The organism is Litoreibacter meonggei, assembly GCF_003663885.1.
GTDB lineage: Bacteria > Pseudomonadota > Alphaproteobacteria > Rhodobacterales > Rhodobacteraceae > Litoreibacter > Litoreibacter meonggei.
The window spans coordinates 832,546-851,291 of record NZ_RCCE01000001.1; the positions used below are offsets into that span (position 1 = coordinate 832,546).

The 18,746-nt window shown below is 58.2% G+C and carries 18 protein-coding genes; 9 read left to right on the forward strand and 9 right to left on the reverse strand.

Annotated elements, in window-relative coordinates; all coding sequences use genetic code 11:
- Positions 1–176 precede the first annotated feature (176 nt).
- The 6 genes from BCF46_RS04155 to BCF46_RS04180 all read left to right on the forward strand — a co-directional run bounded on the left by BCF46_RS04155 (position 177) and on the right by BCF46_RS04180 (position 5,107).
- Positions 177–1,094, forward strand: a complete 918-nt coding sequence (locus tag BCF46_RS04155; protein ID WP_121021976.1) for a manganese-dependent inorganic pyrophosphatase — start codon at positions 177–179, stop codon at positions 1,092–1,094.
- Positions 1,095–1,203: 109 nt separating this feature from the next.
- Complete coding sequence (locus BCF46_RS04160; protein WP_121021978.1) at positions 1,204–2,076, forward strand: TIGR01459 family HAD-type hydrolase; 873 nt, start codon at positions 1,204–1,206, stop codon at positions 2,074–2,076.
- Positions 2,077–2,159: 83 nt separating this feature from the next.
- Positions 2,160–2,618, forward strand: coding sequence for a MaoC family dehydratase (locus BCF46_RS04165; protein ID WP_121021980.1), 459 nt, complete (start codon positions 2,160–2,162; stop codon positions 2,616–2,618).
- A gap of 38 nt (positions 2,619–2,656) precedes the next feature.
- Positions 2,657–3,589, forward strand: coding sequence for a bifunctional riboflavin kinase/FAD synthetase (locus BCF46_RS04170; RefSeq protein ID WP_121021982.1), 933 nt, complete (start codon positions 2,657–2,659; stop codon positions 3,587–3,589).
- On the forward strand, positions 3,586–4,053 hold the full coding sequence (locus BCF46_RS04175) for a YcgN family cysteine cluster protein (protein ID WP_121021984.1): 468 nt from the start codon (positions 3,586–3,588) through the stop codon (positions 4,051–4,053). The genes BCF46_RS04170 and BCF46_RS04175 overlap by 4 nt, the downstream gene beginning before the upstream one ends.
- Before the next feature lies 1 nt (position 4,054).
- Complete coding sequence (locus BCF46_RS04180; protein WP_121021986.1) at positions 4,055–5,107, forward strand: threonine aldolase family protein; 1,053 nt, start codon at positions 4,055–4,057, stop codon at positions 5,105–5,107.
- A gap of 20 nt (positions 5,108–5,127) precedes the next feature.
- Here the strand turns inward: BCF46_RS04180 and BCF46_RS04185 are convergent, their stop codons facing one another.
- Positions 5,128–5,724 carry a 2-hydroxychromene-2-carboxylate isomerase gene (locus tag BCF46_RS04185; protein WP_121021988.1) on the reverse strand — a complete coding sequence of 199 codons (597 nt, stop codon included), beginning with the start codon at positions 5,722–5,724 and terminating at the stop codon, positions 5,128–5,130.
- Between the two features lie 117 nt (positions 5,725–5,841).
- Between BCF46_RS04185 and BCF46_RS04190 the strand changes: the two genes are divergently transcribed.
- Positions 5,842–6,858, forward strand: coding sequence for a ribose-phosphate pyrophosphokinase (locus BCF46_RS04190; protein ID WP_121021990.1), 1,017 nt, complete (start codon positions 5,842–5,844; stop codon positions 6,856–6,858).
- Positions 6,859–6,900: 42 nt separating this feature from the next.
- On the opposite strand, the gene BCF46_RS04195 is transcribed toward BCF46_RS04190, so the two are convergent.
- From BCF46_RS04195 to BCF46_RS04225, 7 genes are all read right to left on the reverse strand, one after another.
- Complete coding sequence (locus BCF46_RS04195) at positions 6,901–7,251, reverse strand: H-type lectin domain-containing protein (RefSeq protein ID WP_121021992.1); 351 nt, start codon at positions 7,249–7,251, stop codon at positions 6,901–6,903.
- Between the two features lie 156 nt (positions 7,252–7,407).
- Positions 7,408–7,797 carry a F0F1 ATP synthase subunit epsilon gene (locus tag BCF46_RS04200; protein ID WP_121021994.1) on the reverse strand — a complete coding sequence of 130 codons (390 nt, stop codon included), beginning with the start codon at positions 7,795–7,797 and terminating at the stop codon, positions 7,408–7,410.
- An 18-nt stretch (positions 7,798–7,815) separates the two neighbouring features.
- Complete coding sequence (gene atpD / locus BCF46_RS04205) at positions 7,816–9,240, reverse strand: F0F1 ATP synthase subunit beta (RefSeq protein WP_121021996.1); 1,425 nt, start codon at positions 9,238–9,240, stop codon at positions 7,816–7,818.
- Positions 9,241–9,258: 18 nt separating this feature from the next.
- Positions 9,259–10,131 carry a F0F1 ATP synthase subunit gamma gene (locus BCF46_RS04210; RefSeq protein ID WP_121021998.1) on the reverse strand — a complete coding sequence of 291 codons (873 nt, stop codon included), beginning with the start codon at positions 10,129–10,131 and terminating at the stop codon, positions 9,259–9,261.
- Between the two features lie 15 nt (positions 10,132–10,146).
- On the reverse strand, positions 10,147–11,685 hold the full coding sequence (atpA, locus tag BCF46_RS04215; protein WP_121022000.1) for a F0F1 ATP synthase subunit alpha: 1,539 nt from the start codon (positions 11,683–11,685) through the stop codon (positions 10,147–10,149).
- Between the two features lies 1 nt (position 11,686).
- The gene (locus tag BCF46_RS04220) at positions 11,687–12,247 is read right to left on the reverse strand and encodes a F0F1 ATP synthase subunit delta (protein ID WP_121022002.1); all 561 of its coding nucleotides are present in this window, start codon (positions 12,245–12,247) and stop codon (positions 11,687–11,689) included.
- Between the two features lie 291 nt (positions 12,248–12,538).
- On the reverse strand, positions 12,539–13,300 hold the full coding sequence (locus BCF46_RS04225; protein WP_121022004.1) for a class I SAM-dependent methyltransferase: 762 nt from the start codon (positions 13,298–13,300) through the stop codon (positions 12,539–12,541).
- Positions 13,301–13,558: 258 nt separating this feature from the next.
- Between BCF46_RS04225 and clpA the strand changes: the two genes are divergently transcribed.
- Positions 13,559–15,892 carry an ATP-dependent Clp protease ATP-binding subunit ClpA gene (gene clpA, locus BCF46_RS04230; RefSeq protein WP_121022006.1) on the forward strand — a complete coding sequence of 778 codons (2,334 nt, stop codon included), beginning with the start codon at positions 13,559–13,561 and terminating at the stop codon, positions 15,890–15,892.
- A complete protein-coding gene (locus tag BCF46_RS04235; protein ID WP_121022008.1) occupies positions 15,892–16,860 on the forward strand; it encodes a M23 family metallopeptidase in 969 nt (322 codons plus the stop codon). Before clpA ends, BCF46_RS04235 begins: the two co-directional genes overlap by 1 nt.
- On the opposite strand, the gene BCF46_RS04240 is transcribed toward BCF46_RS04235, so the two are convergent.
- Complete coding sequence (locus BCF46_RS04240; protein ID WP_121022010.1) at positions 16,847–18,742, reverse strand: peptidoglycan -binding protein; 1,896 nt, start codon at positions 18,740–18,742, stop codon at positions 16,847–16,849. The two genes, BCF46_RS04235 and BCF46_RS04240, sit on opposite strands and share 14 nt — an antisense overlap.
- Positions 18,743–18,746: the final 4 nt, after the last annotated feature.

An 18,746-nucleotide genomic window follows, 5' to 3' on the forward strand; every position in this document is an offset into this window, starting at 1 on the left:
TGCAACAAGGTTTTGCCAAGTGCCAGAACCTTGGTGTATCATCAACGTAACAAAAGCGCCTCTAGAAGATCCATCCATCGTCGCCCAATTCGCCGCATCCGTGCTGACGTGACAACCCGCGTGACGGCTCCTATAAGGCGCGCAAAGATCGCACATATCACGAGGACACATCCGCAATGACCACTTTTGTTTTTGGCCACAAATCCCCCGACACTGACAGCACCGGATCGCCGTTGATCTGGGAATGGTTTATCAACCACACCGGCGGCCGTGCATCCGCCAAGCTGCTGGGCGAGCCGAACACCGAAGCCGCCTTCATGCTGGAACGCTGGAGCCTGCCCAAGCCGGAGATTATCGACAACATCGCCGACGGCCAACCTTGCGTGATCGTCGATACCAACAACCCTGCCGAGTTGCCTGAAAACATCAACGGCGCGGACGTCCAAGCCATCATCGACCACCACAAGCTGGTCGGCGGCTTGGAAACGGCTGGCCCGATCGACATCACCATTCGTCCGCTGGCCTGCACTGCCACCATCATGCACGACCTGATGGGTGAGCACGCCGCCGACATGCCCGAAGCCATCAAAGGTGCCATGCTGTCTTGCATCTTGTCGGACACGCTTGAATTCCGTTCCCCGACCACCACTGACACCGACCGTGCCTTGGCCGAAAAGCTGGCGGGCGAACTGGGCATCAACATCCCTGAATATGCGTCCGAAATGTTCGCGGCCAAATCTGACGTCTCCGCGTTCTCTGCCGCCGAGTTGCTACGCATGGACAGCAAGGAATACGAGGTCGAAGGCGTGAAGTTCCGCGTCTCGGTGCTGGAGACCACCAGCCCCAAGATGGTTCTGGACCGCACGGCTGAAATCATGGAAGCGATGCCAGCCGTCGCCGGTGAGGACAAGGTGAACGAGGTCCTGCTCTTCGTCGTGGATATCCTGAACGAAGAAGCAACGATGTTGATCCCCAACGACCTGTCCAAGCGCGTGGCGGAAAAGTCATTCGGCGCGAATGTCACTGGCAACACGGTTGTGCTGCCCGGTATCATGAGCCGAAAGAAGCAGATCATTCCTTCCCTGAAGGTCTGATCCCGCCTCCACACACCCACCCTCGGGCGCTGCAATTTCCGACCTGCGGCGCCCGACGGAATGCAGACGGAAAGCCGACAAGTATCCGACACCCAATTTCGAGGCCAAAATGTCCCAGATCATCACCCAACTGTCCGAAATATCCGACCGCTACGACGCGCTGTTCGTGGACCTTTGGGGGTGCATCCATAACGGGCTGGAGCCCTTTGCCGAGGCCGTCACGGCCATGCAAAGCTACCGCGCCAAAGGCGGCAAGGTAATCTTCGTGACCAACGCCCCGCGCCACCGTGGCTCCGTCGCTTTGCAGCTTGGCAAAATCGGCGTAGCCGAGGACAGCTGGGACGCCATCGCCACCTCTGGCGACAGCGCCCGCTTTGCGATGTTCAACGGTGCGGTCGGCTCTAAGGTCTATTTCATTGGCCAACCGCATGATCAGACCTTCTTTGATCCGTTGGAAATCGTCGAGAACCCTGTCGCGATTGAACAGGTGCCACTGGAAGAGGCCGAAGGCATCATTTGTTGCGGCCCTTTCGATCCGCTGGCCGATCCTGACGTCATGCGACCGGAATTTCTTTACGCCAAACAGAAAGGCATGAAGCTGCTTTGCGCGAACCCCGATATCGTGGTGGATCGCGGCGAGACCCGCGAATGGTGCGCTGGCGCTTTGGCCAAGCTTTACACCGAGATGGGCGGCGAAAGCCTGTATTTTGGCAAGCCGCATCCACCGATCTATGACCTTGCTCGCCGCAGGCTCGCGGCATTGGGCCTAGCCGTTCCGGATGACCGGATTTTATGCATCGGCGACGGTGTGTTGACGGATATCCGTGGCGCGATGGGGGAGGATATTGATTCCCTGTTCATCTCGGGCGGCCTTGCCGCAGCCGAGACGAAAACCACGCACCAGCCTGATCCGGAGGCTCTAAAAGCCTATTTGGAAACGGAAATGTCGTCGCCAACCTATACTATTGGCTACCTGCGCTAGGGCAGAAAAAGCTGGACTTTGCTGCAAGTGCAAAGTAATTATCTTTCAAACCTGTCCATTTACTTGTTTGAAAGTTACGCGCCATGCTCGACGTTCATCGCACAGACAACCTTCCCCGCGGCACCATCTGCATCGAGGATATCGAAATCGGCATGAAACGGCATCTGCGCAAACAGGTGACCGACCGCGACATCGAATTGTTTGCTGAGGTCTCGACCGACCACAACCCTGTGCATCTGGACGATGACTACGCCCAAGACACTATCTTTGAAGGCCGCATCGCGCACGGGATGCTGACGGCGGGCCTGATCTCTGCCGTGATTGGCGAACAATTGCCCGGCCACGGCACGGTCTATCTGGGCCAGTCACTGAAGTTCCTTGCCCCTGTGCGCCCCGGTGACATGGTCATGGCCGAGGTCGAAGTGATCGAGATCGACCACGCCAAACGTCGCGTGACTATGCACACCCGCTGCGAAGTGGATGGCAAGAACGTGCTGAAAGGCGAGGCCGTGGTTTTGGCCCCCTCGCGCAAGTTCGACTAGCCCTTGCACCCCTGCCGCACGGCGTTTACCCAAACGCCATGAGGATTATCCGAGACTACCAGTTTGTGCGACCAGAGGACCGCGGGGCGACCGCGGCCATTGGCAATTTCGACGGGGTTCATATTGGCCATCGCGCGGTGATCGACATTGCGCGCCAAGCGGCCCCCGATGCACCATTGGGCATCGTGACCTTCGAGCCGCATCCACGCGAGTTTTTCGCCAAGGATGCACCGCCCTTCCGCCTGATGAACGCCGAGGCCAAGGCCAACCGCCTTGAAAAACTGGGTGTCGAACGACTGTACCAGTTGAACTTCAACACCACTCTGTCGAGCCTGACCGCCGAGGAATTCGCCCGTGACGTGATCGCCAAAGGCCTTGGCCTGAAACATGTCGTCGTTGGCGCCGATTTCTGCTTTGGCAAAGGGCGCGCGGGCAATGTGGAGATGCTCAAGGCATTTGGCGAGACATACGGGTTTGGCGTGACCATTGCCGAGTTGGTAACCCAGGACACGGCGCAGGTGTCTTCGACCAATATCCGCACAGCGCTGTCCGAAGGTCGCCCCCGTGACGCCGCCGAAATGCTCAGCCATTGGCACCGCATCGAGGGCGAAGTGATCCAGGGCGATCAACGGGGCCGCGAGCTGGGCTACCCTACCGCGAACATGTCGATTGACCGCCTGCACCCGCCAAAGTTCGGCGTTTATGCCGTTCTGGTGGACGTGCTGACGGGACCGCACAAGGGCAACTATCACGGCGCGGCTTCCATCGGGGTACGCCCCATGTTTGGCGTGAACAGGCCCAATTGCGAAAGTTTCCTGTTCGACTTCAAAGGCGATCTCTATGGCGAAACGCTGTCGGTGGCCTTGGTCGACTACCTGCGCGGTGAGGAGAAGTTCGACAGCCTCGACGCGCTGATCACCCAAATGGATGCGGATTGCACCCGCGCGCGCGCCATTCTGGCCGCACTATGAAAGACCCGATCGAGCGCGACGGATTGCGCCACAAGTTCTGGGAAAAAGTCCCGCTAAAGAACATGGCCCCAAAGGAATGGGAGGCGCTGTGCGACGGCTGCGGGCGCTGCTGCCTGAACAAGCTTGAAGACGAAGACACGTTCGAGATTGCCTTCACCCGCGTTGCCTGCCGACTGTTGGACGGCGACACCTGCCGCTGCGCGCAATATGACATCCGCAAGCAGTTCGTGCCCGATTGCGTGATGCTGACGCCAAAGAACATCGACGAAATCGGCTACTGGATGCCCCCCACCTGTGCCTATCGGCTGCTCAACGAGGGCAAAGCATTGTACGACTGGCACCCGCTGATTTCCGGCACCGCCCAAACCGTCCATGACGCAGGTATTTCCGTGCAGGGCTGGAGCGTGCCGGAATTCGAAGTGTCAGAGGACGAGTGGGAAAACTATATAATCGAGGACCAGTGACATGAATTTTGCCTCTGACAATGCCGGCCCGATGCACCCAAGCGTGCTGGACGCCATCGTAAAAGCCAATACCGGCTACGAGATGCCCTATGGCAACGACACGATCATGGCCCGCGTCCGCGACAAGATCCGCGCCACTTTCGAAGCACCCGAGGCCACCGTCTACCTCGTGGCCACTGGCACAGCGGCCAATGCGCTTGCCCTCGCCACCTACACCAACCCGTGGGACACGATCTTTGCCCACCGCGTGGCCCACGTGGAAGAAGACGAATGCGGCGCGCCGGAATTCTACGCGGGCGGTGCAAAGCTGACTTTGGTCGAGGGCGCAGGTGCCAAAATGGACCCCTATGCGCTACGCCAAGCGATAGCAGGCACAGGCCAGAAAGATGTGCATTGCGTTCAGCGCGGGCCTGTGACGATCACGCAAGCCACCGAAGTTGGCACGCTCTACAGCTTGGAAGAGATCGCGCAAATCACCTCCATCGCCAAGGAATACGGGTTGAAGACCCACCTTGACGGTGCACGCTTTGCCAATGCGTGCGCAGCGCTCGGCTGCACTGCGGCAGAAATGACGTGGAAAGCGGGCATCGACATGGTGTCCTTCGGCGGCACCAAGAACGGATGCGCAGGCGTTGAGGCGGTGATCTTCTTTGATCCCGAAAAGGCGTGGGAATTCGAGTTGCGCCGCAAACGCGGCGCGCATCTGTTTTCCAAGCACCGCTATCTGTCGGCGCAGATGGAGGCCTATCTGACCGATGACCTGTGGCTGGAACTTGGCGCCAAGGCCAACGCCAATTGCGCACGCCTCGTTCGTGGGTTGGAAACCATCGTAGGCGCTGAAATCCCCGATATGCCCGAGGCCAACATGGTCTTCGCCCATCTGCCTCGCGCGGCTCACCGCCGCGCCATAGGCGCCGGTGCGCAGTATTACCTGTTTCCCTCCGACGCCCCATTGGATGGCCCCGATGACGAGCTGATCCGCTGCCGCATGGTGTGCGACTGGAATAAAACCGACGCGGAGATCGACCAGCTGGTTGACCTCCTACGCGGCTAAAGAAACGGGGCCTTTGGCGCTTACAGCTTGCCGGACAAGAACAGGTCCAAGTCCTCGATCTTGTCTTGCCCCCAGAACCGCTCGTCCGTGTCGGTGACAAAGGTTGGCGCGCCAAAAACACCCGAGTTCACAGCATCCTCTAGATTGCGGCCATATTGCTCTGCTCCTGCCAAAAGCCCCTTATCTGCCAGCGCAGGATCAAAGCCGCATTTCTCCAGCACGTCACGCACAACTGCGTCATCGGCGATGTCGCGATCCTCGGCCCAGCAGGCACGGGTGAAGGCGTGAACCAAGCCGCCGATATCGCCACCGGCTTCCTGCGCTGCGATAATCGCGTAGGATGAGGGCGCAGGATTGGTCGGCCAATGGGCGGGTTTCAGATTGATCGGCATGTCCAACTTCTTGGCCGAGCGGCGCAGTTCTTGCAGCCGCCATTCTTGCCGGTTCGGGTGCCGTTGCGGCGGCGGCGTGCCGCCGGTACGCGCAAACAGCGCCATAATATCCATCGGCTTATAGGTGACCGTGGCATCGTGTTTGGCCAGCACGGCCTCTAGCCGCGACCCCACCATGTAGGTGTAGGGGGACAAAGTCGCGAAATAATAGTCTACATGTGGCATTTGGACGTCCTTTGGGGGTTAAGTCTTTGCGCGAATCCTAGTCGGGTGTTACGGGGATCGCAACGCGGTCCGGTTGGGGAACACCGAGCCGTGATAGCTGCCAAACGGGGACACCACATGCCAGTCAACACCGATCCAAAACTCATTGCCGGTAATTCGAACAAGCCGCTGGCCAACGCCATCGCCAAGCGCATGTCGATGCATCGCGGGCAGGCGGTCAAACCCATCGACACGCGGGTGGAGCGGTTCAATGACGGCGAGATTTTCGTAGAGGTGTTCGAGAATGTCCGTGGCGAGGACATGTTCATCATCCAGAGCACGTCGAACCCCGCCAATGACAACCTGATGGAGCTTTTGATCATGACCGACGCGCTGCGTCGCTCATCTGCGCAACGTATTACTGCTGTGATCCCGTACTTTGGCTACGCCCGCCAGGATCGCCGCACCAAGGCCCGCACGCCGATCTCTGCCAAGCTGGTGGCTAACCTGATCGCCGAAGCTGGAGTGGAGCGGGTTTTGACCATGGACCTGCACGCGGCCCAAATCCAAGGCTTCTTCGACCTGCCGGTGGACAACCTCTACGCTTCGCCAATATTTGCGCTCGATATCTTGCACTATTTCAAAGACATGGAAGACGTCATGGTCGTCTCCCCCGACGTCGGCGGTGTGGCGCGTGCACGTGAATTGGCACAACGGATCAAGGCGCCGCTGTCGATTGTGGACAAACGCCGCGAAAAAGCGGGCGAAATAGCCGAGATGACCGTTATCGGGGACGTCAAAGGCAAGCGCTGCATTATCGTGGACGACATCTGCGACACGGCTGGCACCTTATGCAAAGCCGCCGAAGTTTTGATGGATGCGGGCGCGACCGAGGTGCATAGCTATATTACGCACGGCGTTCTGTCTGGCCCCGCAGTGGAACGTATCACCAATTCTGTGATGAAAAGCCTCGTGATCACGGACAGCATCGAACCGACGGACGCCGTGAAAGGGTGCAAAAACATCCGCATCGTGCCAACTGCGCCAATGTTCGCGCAAGCGATCTTGAATATTTCAGGGGGAATGTCGGTGTCGTCCCTGTTCGACAACACGACGTTGGAGCCAATTTACGAAAGCCTTTACCCGAGCGCCTAAAATTCTTCGGGCCGGGGGCGGTTGTCGCTGGTCACTTCTCGCCTAGTAAAGTTCCCAATCATCTTGATTTGGCAACGGTCCGATTACCATCCAATTGGCGCGCACACGCGCTACGCGGCTGTCAGCCCAAGTGCGATAGACCAAATCAAAACCGGTCTCTGTGATGTTCTCGGCAGAGATATCCATACGCTGGTTGGTCTTCGTGTCGCTATCCCACATGGCAATCGACACCATAACATTCGGGACAGCAGCGTAGGTCTCGGCGAATTCCACACTAAAACGGTGCTCTCGCGGGCCGGTGCCAGTCCACATAGGACCGCCGTCGATGTAGTCGGAAAACAAGACACGCGAGCCCTGCGTAATTCCAATATTGTTGCTGGTTAAACGTTGCATAAACTACCCTTACGCGGCGGTGATACTCATTAATTTCGGCGACACTATGACGATATTCCTTAGGGTAAGCTCTACGTGCCGGCAAATCCAAAAAAAAGCCCCGACAAAGCGGGGCTTTCTTCAAACTCGTTGCGCAAACGGCGCTAGACCACAAGATTAACCTGCAATCTGGGTGCTTGCTGCGACCAGATCATCGGCATATTTCGCCGCCATATCCGTATTGCTTGCATCACGCTGCAGGTTCGCCTCTTTGATAAGGTCCTCCAGCAGCTCGGGTGTGACATCCGCTTTGGCAAAAGCACGTTCCGCCAACACAGATGTGCCGGCAGCGCCCACTTCGGCGAAACCGCCGGTCACCAGATATTCCTCGGTGCCAGACGTCGTCACAACCTTCAGGACGCCGGGGCGCAGGGTAGTGATCACCGGCGCATGTTGCGCCATAGCGGTGAAGTCACCCTCGGCCCCGGGGATTTGCACCTCGGAGGCCTGCACAGAGGTCAGCCGCCGCTCGGGCGAGACCAGGTCGAATTGCATCATCTCAGCCATGTGATGGCCTCCTTGAACTTAGGCTGCGTCAGCAGCCATTTTCTCGGCTTTGGCGATCACTTCGTCGATGCCGCCAACCATGTAGAAGGCGCCTTCCGGAAGGTGATCATACTCGCCAGCGACAACTGCCTTGAACGACGCGATCGTGTCTTCCAAGGAAACCTGCTTACCGTCGGACCCGGTGAACACTTTCGCAACGTCGAATGGCTGCGACAGGAAGCGCTCGATCTTACGGGCACGCGCCACGGCCAGCTTGTCGTCCTCGGACAATTCGTCCATGCCAAGGATGGCGATGATGTCTTGCAGCGACTTGTAGCGCTGCAGGATGCCTTGAACGCTACGAGCTACACCGTAGTGCTCCTCGCCAACAACGGCAGGGTCCATCAGGCGCGACGTGGAGTCGAGCGGGTCAACCGCAGGGTAGATGCCTTTTTCCGAGATCGCACGGTCAAGAACCGTTGTAGCGTCAAGGTGGGCAAAGGACGTAGCAGGGGCCGGGTCGGTAAGGTCATCCGCAGGCACGTACACGGCTTGCACCGATGTAATGGAGCCAGCTTTGGTCGACGCGATCCGTTCCTGCATTGCACCCATGTCGGTGGCCAGCGTTGGCTGGTAGCCCACAGCAGACGGGATACGACCCAGAAGCGCTGACACTTCGGAGCCCGCTTGTGTAAAGCGGAAGATGTTGTCCACGAAGAACAGAACGTCGGAGCCGGTGTCATCGCGGAACTGCTCTGCCAAGGACAGACCGGTCAAAGCGATCCGCATACGCGCACCTGGAGGCTCGTTCATCTGGCCGTAGACCAGCGCGATTTTCGACTCTTCGAGGTTGTCTGGAACGATAACGCCGGACTCGATCATCTCGTGGTAAAGGTCGTTGCCTTCACGGGTCCGCTCGCCAACCCCCGCGAACACGGACACACCGGAGTGCACCTTCGCGATGTTGTTGATCAGCTCCATGATCAAAACTGTTTTACCAACACCCGCACCACCGAAGAGGCCAATTTTGCCGCCTTTGGTGTAAGGGGCCAGCAGGTCGATAACCTTGATGCCTGTTACCAGAATTTCAGTTGCAGTGGACTGGTCTTCGAACGCAGGCGCGTCGCCATGGATCGGGCGGCGGCTGGTTGCTTTAACCGGACCCTGCTCGTCCACCGGATCGCCAGTCACGTTCAGGATGCGACCCAGCGTGCCGGGGCCCACTGGAACGGTGATCTGACCTTCGGTGTTGATCACTTCTTGACCGCGCACCAAACCTTCGGTGGCGTCCATAGCAATCGCACGAACGGTGTTTTCGCCAAGGTGCTGCGCAACTTCCAACACCAGCGTCTTGCCGTTGTTGTCTGTTGTCAGCGCGTTGAGGATCGCAGGCAGGTCATCGTCGAAATGGACGTCGACGACCGCGCCGATAACCTGTGTAATTTTGCCTTTAACATTGGCCATGTTGAGGTTCTCCGGGGTCTAGAGCGCTTCCGCGCCCGAAATGATTTCGATAAGCTCGTTGGTGATGACAGCCTGACGCGACCGGTTGTACTGGATGGTCAGTTTGTCGATCATATCGCCTGCGTTGCGGGTCGCGTTGTCCATTGCGGACATCCGAGCACCCTGCTCCGAGGCACCATTTTCCAAAAGGGCCGAGAAGATTTGCGTGGCAACTGCGCGCGGCAGCAAGTCGGCCAAGATGGCTTCCTCGCCGGGCTCGTAGTCATAGACCGTGCTTTGCTCGCCTACTTCAACGTGGCTGAAGTCGGCGGGGATGATCTGCTGCTCGGTCGGGGTCTGGCTGATGACGGACTGGAAGGTCGAGTAGAAGATCTTCGCCACGTCAAATTCGCCAGCATCAAAGCGTGTCAGCAAATCCTGAGCAATCGTCGCCGCGTTGTCATAGCCAAGCTTTTTGACTTCCGACAAATCGACATGGCCAATGAAATGGGACCCAAGCTCGCGTTTCAGCGCCTCGCGACCTTTCTTGCCAACGGTGAGAATTTTCACCGTCTTGCCTTCAGCCAGCAGTTTGTTTGCAGCAACACGGGCCAGCTTGGCGATGTTGCCGTTAAAGCCGCCGCACAAGCCGCGTTCTGCAGTCATGACAACCAGCAGATGCGTTTGATTGGAGCCGTTGCCGACCAGCAGCTTGGGGCCACTGTCGCCAGACACGCCACCGGCCAACTGCGCCATAACGGCGTTAAACCGTTCAGCGTAGGGGCGGCCAGCCTCCGCCGCTTCCTGCGCACGGCGCAGTTTCGCGGCGGCGACCATTTGCATCGCCTTCGTGATCTTGCGGGTCGATTTGACCGACGCGATCCGATTTTTTAGAACCTTGAGGTTTGGCATCTGCCTAAGCCCCCCTTATGCGAAGTCAGCTGCGAACGCGTCGATCTCGGCCTTAACGGCGGCCTCGGCATCACCCTTAATTTTCGGGTCATCCTTGGTGATCATGTCCAGAACCGCTTTGCCCTTGCCACGCAGGTGCGACAGCAAACCAGCCTCGAAGCGACCAACGTCAGAGACGGCGATCTTGTCGAGGTAGCCTTTTGTGCCTGCATAGATGACGCAAACGATTTCAGCATTGGTCAGCGGCGAGTATTGTGGCTGTTTCATCAACTCGGTCAGGCGCGCACCACGGTTCAGCAACTGCTGGGTCGCGGCGTCCAGATCGGAGCCGAACTGAGCAAACGCTGCCATCTCGCGATACTGAGCAAGCTCGAGCTTAACCGGACCAGCAACAGACTTCATCGAGTTTGTCTGAGCGGACGAGCCAACACGAGACACCGACAGACCGGTGTTCACCGCAGGGCGGATGCCCTGGTAGAACAATTCGGTTTCAAGGAAGATCTGACCGTCGGTGATCGAAATCACGTTGGTCGGAATAAACGCAGACACGTCGCCGCCTTGGGTCTCGATGATCGGCAGAGCCGTCAGCGAGCCGGAGCCATTGTCTTCGTTCAGTTTGCAAGAACGCTCTAGCAGGCGGGAGTGGAGATAGAAAACGTCACCCGGATAGGCTTCACGCCCTGGTGGGCGACGCAGCAACAGCGACATCTGACGGTAAGACACGGCCTGTTTGGTCAAGTCATCATAGATGATCAGGGCGTGGCGGCCATTGTCGCGGAAGTGCTCGGCCATTGTTGTCGCGGCGTAGGGTGCCAAGAACTGCATAGGAGCAGGATCGGAAGCCGTCGCAGCCACAACGATCGAATATTCGATCGCGCCGGACTCTTCGAGTTTCTTAACCAGCTGCGCCACTGTGGAGCGCTTCTGGCCGATAGCTACGTAAACGCAATAGAGCTTCTTGCCCTCGTCGTCGCCTGCGGCGTCGTTGTAGGATTTCTGGTTCAGGATGGTATCCAGCGCGATGGCTGTTTTACCGATCTGACGGTCACCAATGATCAGCTCGCGCTGGCCACGGCCAACGGGGATCATCGCATCCACAGACTTCAGGCCGGTGGCCATTGGCTCGTGAACCGATTTACGCGGGATGATGCCCGGAGCTTTTTGCTCGGCAACTGCGCGCTTCTTGGTTTTGATCGGACCCTTGCCGTCGATCGGGTTACCCAGACCGTCAACAACGCGACCCAGCAGCTCGTCACCGACAGGAACGTCCACGATGGAGTTCGTCCGTTTTACAACGTCGCCCTCTTTGATTTCGCTGTCCGACCCGAAGATAACAACACCGACGTTGTCGCTCTCGAGGTTCAGGGCCATGCCTTGAATGCCACCGGGGAATTCGACCATTTCGCCAGCTTGGCAATTGTCGAGACCGTAAACGCGGGCGATACCGTCACCAACGCTCAATACGCGACCGACTTCAGCAACTTCGATTTCTTTGCCGAAGTTCTTGATCTGGTCTTTCAGGATCGCAGAGATTTCTGCAGCTTGGATCGCCATTTTATCCGACCTCTTTCATGGAATTCTGGAGGGAAGCGAGTTTCGAGCGGATCGAGGTGTCGATCATCTTGGAACCCACTTTTACGACAAGACCGCCAATGAGGCTTTCATCGACGGCCATATTGATTTTCACATCTTTGCCCACAGTCGCAGTCAGCGTCTTGGCAAGTTTGTCCTGTTGCGCCTTGGTCAGCGCCTTGGCGGCGGTGACATCAGCGGTAATTTCGCCCTTTTCGTCGGCGATCAGCCCGCGCAGCGCAGTGGCCAGTTGGGGCAGAACGAAGAGGCGGCGCTTGCCGGCCATCACGCTCAGCGTGTTGGTCATTGTTGGCGACAGCTTCATTTTCTTGGCAATTGCCGCCACCGCATTCGCCTGCTGCTCACGAGAGTAAAGCGGCGATGCGATCAAATCGCGGAAATCAGCACTTTCGGCCAATGCGGCATCCAGCATGTCGACGTCGGTTTCCAACGCCTTCAGCTTCTTGCCTTCCTTGGCCAGTTCAAACACGGCGGTCGCATAGCGACCGGCAATGCCTGTGGAGATCGAGACTGGTTCGGACACGTCCACCCTTCCGTAACGAGGCCGGCAAACTTTTCGCGAAGTCTGTCACGGCCGTTGCAAGAAAGGCCGCGCAACCCGCAGCCTTCAAAATCAAAGTTGATCTAGCAAAGCGGTGTGCTTACCGCAACAGGGAAGGCTAATATAATAGTGCGCCGTCATACTGTCGTATTCCCTTCTTTTATTGGGGAACAGGCCGTTGTACCCGAAGGTGCGACCGAATGAAGCCACAATAATTGAGCACATGCGTTAGATTTCGAGCGATTTTCGACGCCGATTCACGTTGCCGTTCATTCAGTTGGGGCAGTTCAACTCGCGTCCTGCAACAGGATTCGCGGCACCGTCCAAAATGCGCAAAGGTGCCCGAACGTCTACCTTTAGTCCCTGCTTCTTTGGCGCGTAAACCTGTTTGCTTGCTTCGACGATCAACACCCCACCTGCGTAATAGCTCGACATTTTGCGCCCATATCGCTCGAAGGTGCTGGCCCATTTCAGCCAGAACTTTCGCTGGCTCGGCGGTGCAAACAATGCCGCACGGTGACTTTCTGGGGTGAATGAGTGGCGTTTCAGCTGCGTCTCCAGTTGCGTCAGAGAGTATGGCCGTCCAAATCCGAACGGCGTCGCATCCCGACTAGACCAAAGCCCTGCGCGGTTTGGAACCACAAAGATTGCCCGCCCGCCTGGCCCTAGAACCCTGTAACACTCGTCGAGCAACGCCGTCGGATTCTCGGTAGTCTCCAACCCGTGCATAATTACCAACCGGTCCGCCTGCCCTGTTTGCAGTGGCCAAAGCGCTTCCTCGCACAACACCGACACATTGTCCTGCCCTGCGGGCCAATGCATGACCCCCTGCGGCCCCGGCATCAAGGCGACGACGCGGCGTGCCTCACCGACAAACGGGCGCAGCAAAGGCGCCGCAAACCCATACCCCACAACAGTTTGCCCCTTCGTGTCAGGCCACAGGGCGCGCACTTGATCACGCACCGCGCGTTGCGCAACGCGGCCTAGCCCCGTCCGGTAGTAGAACTTCTTCAAATCCTGAACATCGAGATGCATCAACAGCCCCTTTGCGCGTCGAGCACACTCTGCATCTCTTTTAGACACTTGCAAAGGTGTCAGGGCGTCTTACCTGAACATCACCCGTCGGAGCCCCGTCCGGCGCAATCCCCTCTTTCTTTTCGGGCCAATCACGCTCATTGTGAAAAGAAAAGACTTGAAGATCGGCAATATAAACCGAAGTGTAAGGTCTAAGAGGCAATGGTAGCGACCGGGTCCTCGACCCGAAATCTGCCCTCGATAATAAAGGAGCATAGGGTGCCGTCATTCTCAGACACTCTCGAAAAGGCAATTCATTCGGCGCTGGCGCAGGCCAATACCCACCGCCACGAGCTTGCGACGTTGGAACATTTGCTGCTTGCGCTCATCGACGAGCCAGATGCTGCCAAGGTGATGAATGCTTGTGGTGTTGATCTCGATATATTGCGGGCAACCCTCGTCGAATTCATCGAAGACGAACTTTCCACGTTGGTCACCGATGTCGAAGGCTCTGAGGCTGTTCCGACTGCCGCCTTCCAACGCGTTATCCAGCGCGCCGCCATACACGTGCAATCATCCGGCCGCACCGAAGTGACCGGCGCCAACGTGCTGGTCGCTATCTTCGCAGAGCGCGAAAGCAATGCAGCGTTTTTCCTGCAAGAGCAGGACATGACCCGCTATGATGCCGTGAACTTCATCGCGCATGGCGTGGCGAAAGACCCGACCTTCGGCGAAGCACGCCCGATCACCGGCTCATCTGATTTTGACGACGACGCCACGGCGGACGCGAGCGAAGTCGAGAGCGAAGGTAAAGAATCCGCTCTGGCCAAATATTGCGTGGACCTGAATGCCAAAGCCGTGAAAGGCGATGTCGACCCGCTGATTGGTCGTTCGGAAGAAGTCGAGCGCTGCATCCAGGTGCTTTGCCGTCGCCGCAAGAACAACCCTCTGTTGGTGGGCGACCCGGGCGTCGGCAAAACCGCCATCGCCGAAGGCTTAGCCCACAAGATCGTCGCAGGCGAGACCCCCGACGTTCTGGCAGGCGCCACAATCTTCTCGCTCGACATGGGCGCGTTGCTGGCAGGCACCCGTTACCGCGGTGACTTCGAAGAACGTCTGAAAGCGGTGATGACAGAGATGGAAGATCACCCCGACGCGGTGCTGTTCATCGACGAAATTCACACCGTTATCGGCGCTGGTGCGACTTCTGGCGGGGCAATGGATGCGTCCAACCTGCTGAAGCCCGCGCTTCAGGGCGGCAAATTGCGTTGCATGGGTTCCACCACCTACAAGGAATTCCGCCAGCACTTCGAGAAAGACCGCGCTTTGGCGCGCCGCTTCCAAAAGATCGACGTGAACGAGCCGTCAGTGGATGACGCGATCAAAATCCTCAAAGGTCTGAAACCCTATTTCGAAGAGCATCACGACATCAAATATACAACCGACGCGATCAAGTCGGCGGTTGAACTGTCTGCACGCTATATCCACGACCGCAAACTGCCGGACAAAGCCATCGACGTGATCGACGAGGCGGGGGCTGCTCAGCATCTCGTTGCGGAAAGCAAACGCCGTAAGACCATTGGGGCCAAGGAAATCGAGGCTGTCGTGGCCAAGATTGCCCGCATCCCGCCGAAAAACGTGTCCAAAGACGATGCGGCGGTTCTGAAGGATTTGGAGAAAGCTCTGAAACGGGTGGTCTTCGGCCAGGATACCGCCATCGACGCACTGTCCTCGGCGATCAAGCTGGCCCGTGCCGGCCTGCGCGAACCTGAAAAGCCCATCGGCAACTACCTGTTCGCAGGCCCAACTGGTGTGGGTAAAACAGAGGTCGCCAAACAGCTGGCCAGCACCCTTGGTGTGGAACTGCTGCGTTTCGATATGTCGGAATACATGGAGAAGCACGCCGTTTCACGCCTGATCGGCGCCCCTCCCGGTTATGTGGGCTTTGACCAAGGCGGCATGTTGACGGATCAAGTCGACCAGCATCCGCATTGCGTCCTGCTGCTTGACGAAATGGAGAAAGCCCACCCCGACGTCTACAACATCTTGTTGCAGGTGATGGATAACGGCAAGCTGACCGACCACAATGGCCGGACAGTGGACTTCCGCAACGTGATCTTGATCATGACTTCCAACGCGGGTGCCATGGAGATGTCCAAGTCAGCCATCGGCTTTGGCCGTGACCGTCGCGAGGGCGAAGACACCGCCGCGATCGAGCGCACGTTCACGCCGGAGTTCCGTAACCGTCTGGACGCCGTGATCAGCTTCGCATCCCTTGGCAAAGAGATCATCACCCGCGTGGTTGAGAAGTTTGTGCTGCAACTCGAAGCACAACTGATGGACCGCAACGTGACCATCGAGCTGACACCTGCAGCGGCTGACTGGCTGGGCGATAAAGGCTATGACGACAAGATGGGCGCGCGCCCTCTGGGCCGCGTTATCCAGGAGCACATCAAGAAGCCACTGGCGGAGGAGTTGTTGTTCGGCAAGCTCGCCAAAGGCGGTGTGGTCAAAGTAGGCGTCAAGAAGGGCAAGATTGACCTGACGATCCTTGAGCCGGAAAATGCGCGGATCACATCGAAGAAGAAGCCGCCACTGCTCACTGCCGAGTAATGCGCGCGGCGCTGCTGGCTCTAACACTTACAACTTTCGCGGCCCCTGCGGCCGCGAAAGACCCTTTGTTTTCCCTGCCCATTGATTGCGATCTGGGCAAAACCTGCTTCATCCAGAACTACGTGGACAGCGACCCAAGCACGGGGGCACGCGATCACACCTGCGGACCACTCACCTATGATGGCCACAAGGGAACCGACATTCGCGTCGCAACGTTGGCCGAGATGGACGTAGGCGTCACCGTTCTCGCCTCTGCCTCCGGCACGATACGCGCCACCCGAGATGGCATGGCCGACATCCCCTCAAACGCGCCCAATGCGCCTCACCTTGATGGCAAAAATTGCGGCAACGGGCTGGTCATCGACCACGGTGGTGGATGGGAAACCCAATACTGCCACATGCGAAACGGCTCACTTGTTGTCGAGAAAGGCGCGCGTGTCGCAAAAGGCGCGAAACTCGGACTGGTAGGCCTAAGCGGCAAAACGGTGTTTCCACATATCCACATGTCTCTGCGCCACAATGGCAAGGTCGTAGACCCCTTCGCGCCTGACGCCAACGGCACCTGCGGCCCTTCGGAAAACACCCTTTGGGAAGAAGATGTATCCTATCAGGCCGGCGCCCTTCTGGATGCGGGCTTTGCCGACGGCGTTCCTGAATTTTCGAATATCAAGGCAGGGCTACTCGACCCAACGTCGCTAAGTCCCGATGCCGCTGGCCTGGTGTTGTGGGGCTACGCGTTTGGCACTCGCGCTGGTGACACGATGGAGTTCAAGATCGCAGGGCCGGAAGACTGGCGCCATGATCAAATCGTAGAGTTCACCAAACCCCAAGCCCAAGTTTTCCGTGCATCGGGGCGCAAGCGCCCGGCAAATGGATGGCCAGAAGGCAACTATGAGGGAAGTGTTACGTTCTCTCGAGACGGCACCGTCCTCAGCTCCCTGCGGCTCAGCGTAATTATTTCTCGGTGAGTTTCAGCTCGATCCGGCGGTTCTGCGCCCGCGCCTCTGGCGTGTCGTCCGAATTGATCGGCTGATACTCTCCGAACCCGTTCGCAGCCAATCGGCCGGGTGGAATACCAAGATCAGCACTCATGAAACGGACCACAGACAAAGCGCGCGCTTGACTGAGCTCCCAGTTATCTTTGAATTCGCCAAAGCCAGACAGCGGCACATCGTCGGTGTGCCCATCCACGCGGATCACCCAATCAAGCGAATCCGGAATATCGTCCGCTACCCGCGACAATATCGCGGCCACTTTGGCAACCTCGCCTTTGCCGGCTGGAGACAGGACCGCTTGCCCCGGTTGGAACAACACCTCTGACGAGAACACGAAGCGGTCGCCCTCGATACGGATTCCGTCTTGATTGCCCAATAGCGCGCGCAACTGACCGAAGAATTCCGAACGATAGTTCTTCAGCTCTTTGGCCTCGGCTTCCAGCCTCAAACGCTCGGCCTCTTCCAGCTTGGCACGTGCGCGTTGCTCGGATGCAACCAGTGCCAGTGCCGAGTTCAACTCTGATCCTAGGTTTTGTACTTGAACATCCGACGCCTCGCGGCGCGCATCTGTCTCATCTAGGATTGACTGCAACGACCCCAACTGGGTGCGCAAAGCGGCAACCTGTTGGTTCAAGGCCTCGACCCTTCGCTGACTTTCGAGGCTGATCGCTTTCTCATCCGCTAATTCGGAGCGCGCCGCAGCCAACAAAGCGGCGCGTTGCTCAGCCGTACTCAGCGCTTCCCCGGCGCCGGTCTCCGCGGCAACCTTTGCCGCCAGTGCAGCAACCAATTGGCGGCGCAGTTCCTCTTGCGCGGCTTTCGTTTCCTCCAGGCTGGCTCCCGTCGTGGCCTTCGCCGCCAAAGCCGCCTCTAGCTCCGCCCGCAACGCGTCCTCGGCGGCGGTCGATGCCTCCAGATTAGCGCTCGCCTGCACCTGTGCGGCCAACGCCGCCGCCAATTTGTTATCTAGGCTTTCCTCCGACGCACGGGTTGATGACAACTCGTCGGCCAGCGTCTTCTCCGCTACGCGGGCCGCTGCCAGCAAGGTCAACGTATCCTCAGCTTCCTTGCGTTGCGCCTCCAACGCCAAGGTCATGGCTGTCAATTCAGCATCCGCGTTTTGCAAGCGATCCCGCAAAGCCTGCGCCGCTGCCGCATCAACCAGCTTCGCGGCTTCAGCGGCACTCAATGCTTCAGCTTGTTGCGCGGTCTTTGTTTCAAGTTCAGCAGACTTCGTCTCAAGATCGGCAACCATGGCCTGCAACGCTTCGCGCCGCGCCGCAGCCAATCGCGCGGCTTCCTCGCCCTCGCTGATTTCCTCACGAGCGGCAGCTAACGCCAGTTGCGCCGCTTCTTTCTCCGAAATCTCGCGCGCCAATCCGGCCTCGATATCCTCAATACGCGCACTCAGACCAACAACTTGCTCTTGCGAGGCATCCAAATCACCGCGTAGCGAGGCCACTTGGCCCCGCAATCCTTCACGGTCTCGCAACAGCCCGGCTACCTGCTCCTCAAAGCTTGAGATGCGGCCCGCTTGCGTGTTGTTCTGCGCCGATAACGAAGCGATCAGCGCCGCTTGCTGCGCGGCCTCGACGTCCAATTGTTCGATATTTTGCTCAAGCCCGAAGCTGCGCTGTTGCTCCAGCCCCAACGCCTCAGCTAAAGACGCCACTTCGCCGGTAAGTTGGTCCAGCTCGCTATCTTGAGAGGTGATGGTTTCACTCAACATGAACTGCACGATCATAAAGATCGACAATACGAAGACCAAAACCAACAACAGCGCCGTCATCGCATCCACGAAACCCGGCCAGATATTGGCTTCGAACCGTTTGCCGTTACGTCGGGACAGCGCCATGCGG

Coding starts and splice junctions, on each gene's coding strand:
- BCF46_RS04240 (WP_121022010.1), bottom strand. CDS start 18,742: ATGGCGCTGTCCCGACGTAACGGCAAACGGTTCGAAGCCAATATCTGG.
- BCF46_RS04175 (WP_121021984.1), top strand. CDS start 3,586: ATGAAAGACCCGATCGAGCGCGACGGATTGCGCCACAAGTTCTGGGAA.
- BCF46_RS04160 (WP_121021978.1), top strand. CDS start 1,204: ATGTCCCAGATCATCACCCAACTGTCCGAAATATCCGACCGCTACGAC.
- BCF46_RS04190 (WP_121021990.1), top strand. CDS start 5,842: ATGCCAGTCAACACCGATCCAAAACTCATTGCCGGTAATTCGAACAAG.
- BCF46_RS04195 (WP_121021992.1), bottom strand. CDS start 7,251: ATGCAACGTTTAACCAGCAACAATATTGGAATTACGCAGGGCTCGCGT.
- BCF46_RS04225 (WP_121022004.1), bottom strand. CDS start 13,300: ATGCATCTCGATGTTCAGGATTTGAAGAAGTTCTACTACCGGACGGGG.
- BCF46_RS04210 (WP_121021998.1), bottom strand. CDS start 10,131: ATGCCAAACCTCAAGGTTCTAAAAAATCGGATCGCGTCGGTCAAATCG.
- BCF46_RS04155 (WP_121021976.1), top strand. CDS start 177: ATGACCACTTTTGTTTTTGGCCACAAATCCCCCGACACTGACAGCACC.
- atpA (WP_121022000.1), bottom strand. CDS start 11,685: ATGGCGATCCAAGCTGCAGAAATCTCTGCGATCCTGAAAGACCAGATC.
- BCF46_RS04180 (WP_121021986.1), top strand. CDS start 4,055: ATGAATTTTGCCTCTGACAATGCCGGCCCGATGCACCCAAGCGTGCTG.
- BCF46_RS04235 (WP_121022008.1), top strand. CDS start 15,892: ATGCGCGCGGCGCTGCTGGCTCTAACACTTACAACTTTCGCGGCCCCT.
- atpD (WP_121021996.1), bottom strand. CDS start 9,240: ATGGCCAATGTTAAAGGCAAAATTACACAGGTTATCGGCGCGGTCGTC.
- BCF46_RS04200 (WP_121021994.1), bottom strand. CDS start 7,797: ATGGCTGAGATGATGCAATTCGACCTGGTCTCGCCCGAGCGGCGGCTG.
- BCF46_RS04185 (WP_121021988.1), bottom strand. CDS start 5,724: ATGCCACATGTAGACTATTATTTCGCGACTTTGTCCCCCTACACCTAC.
- BCF46_RS04170 (WP_121021982.1), top strand. CDS start 2,657: ATGAGGATTATCCGAGACTACCAGTTTGTGCGACCAGAGGACCGCGGG.
- BCF46_RS04165 (WP_121021980.1), top strand. CDS start 2,160: ATGCTCGACGTTCATCGCACAGACAACCTTCCCCGCGGCACCATCTGC.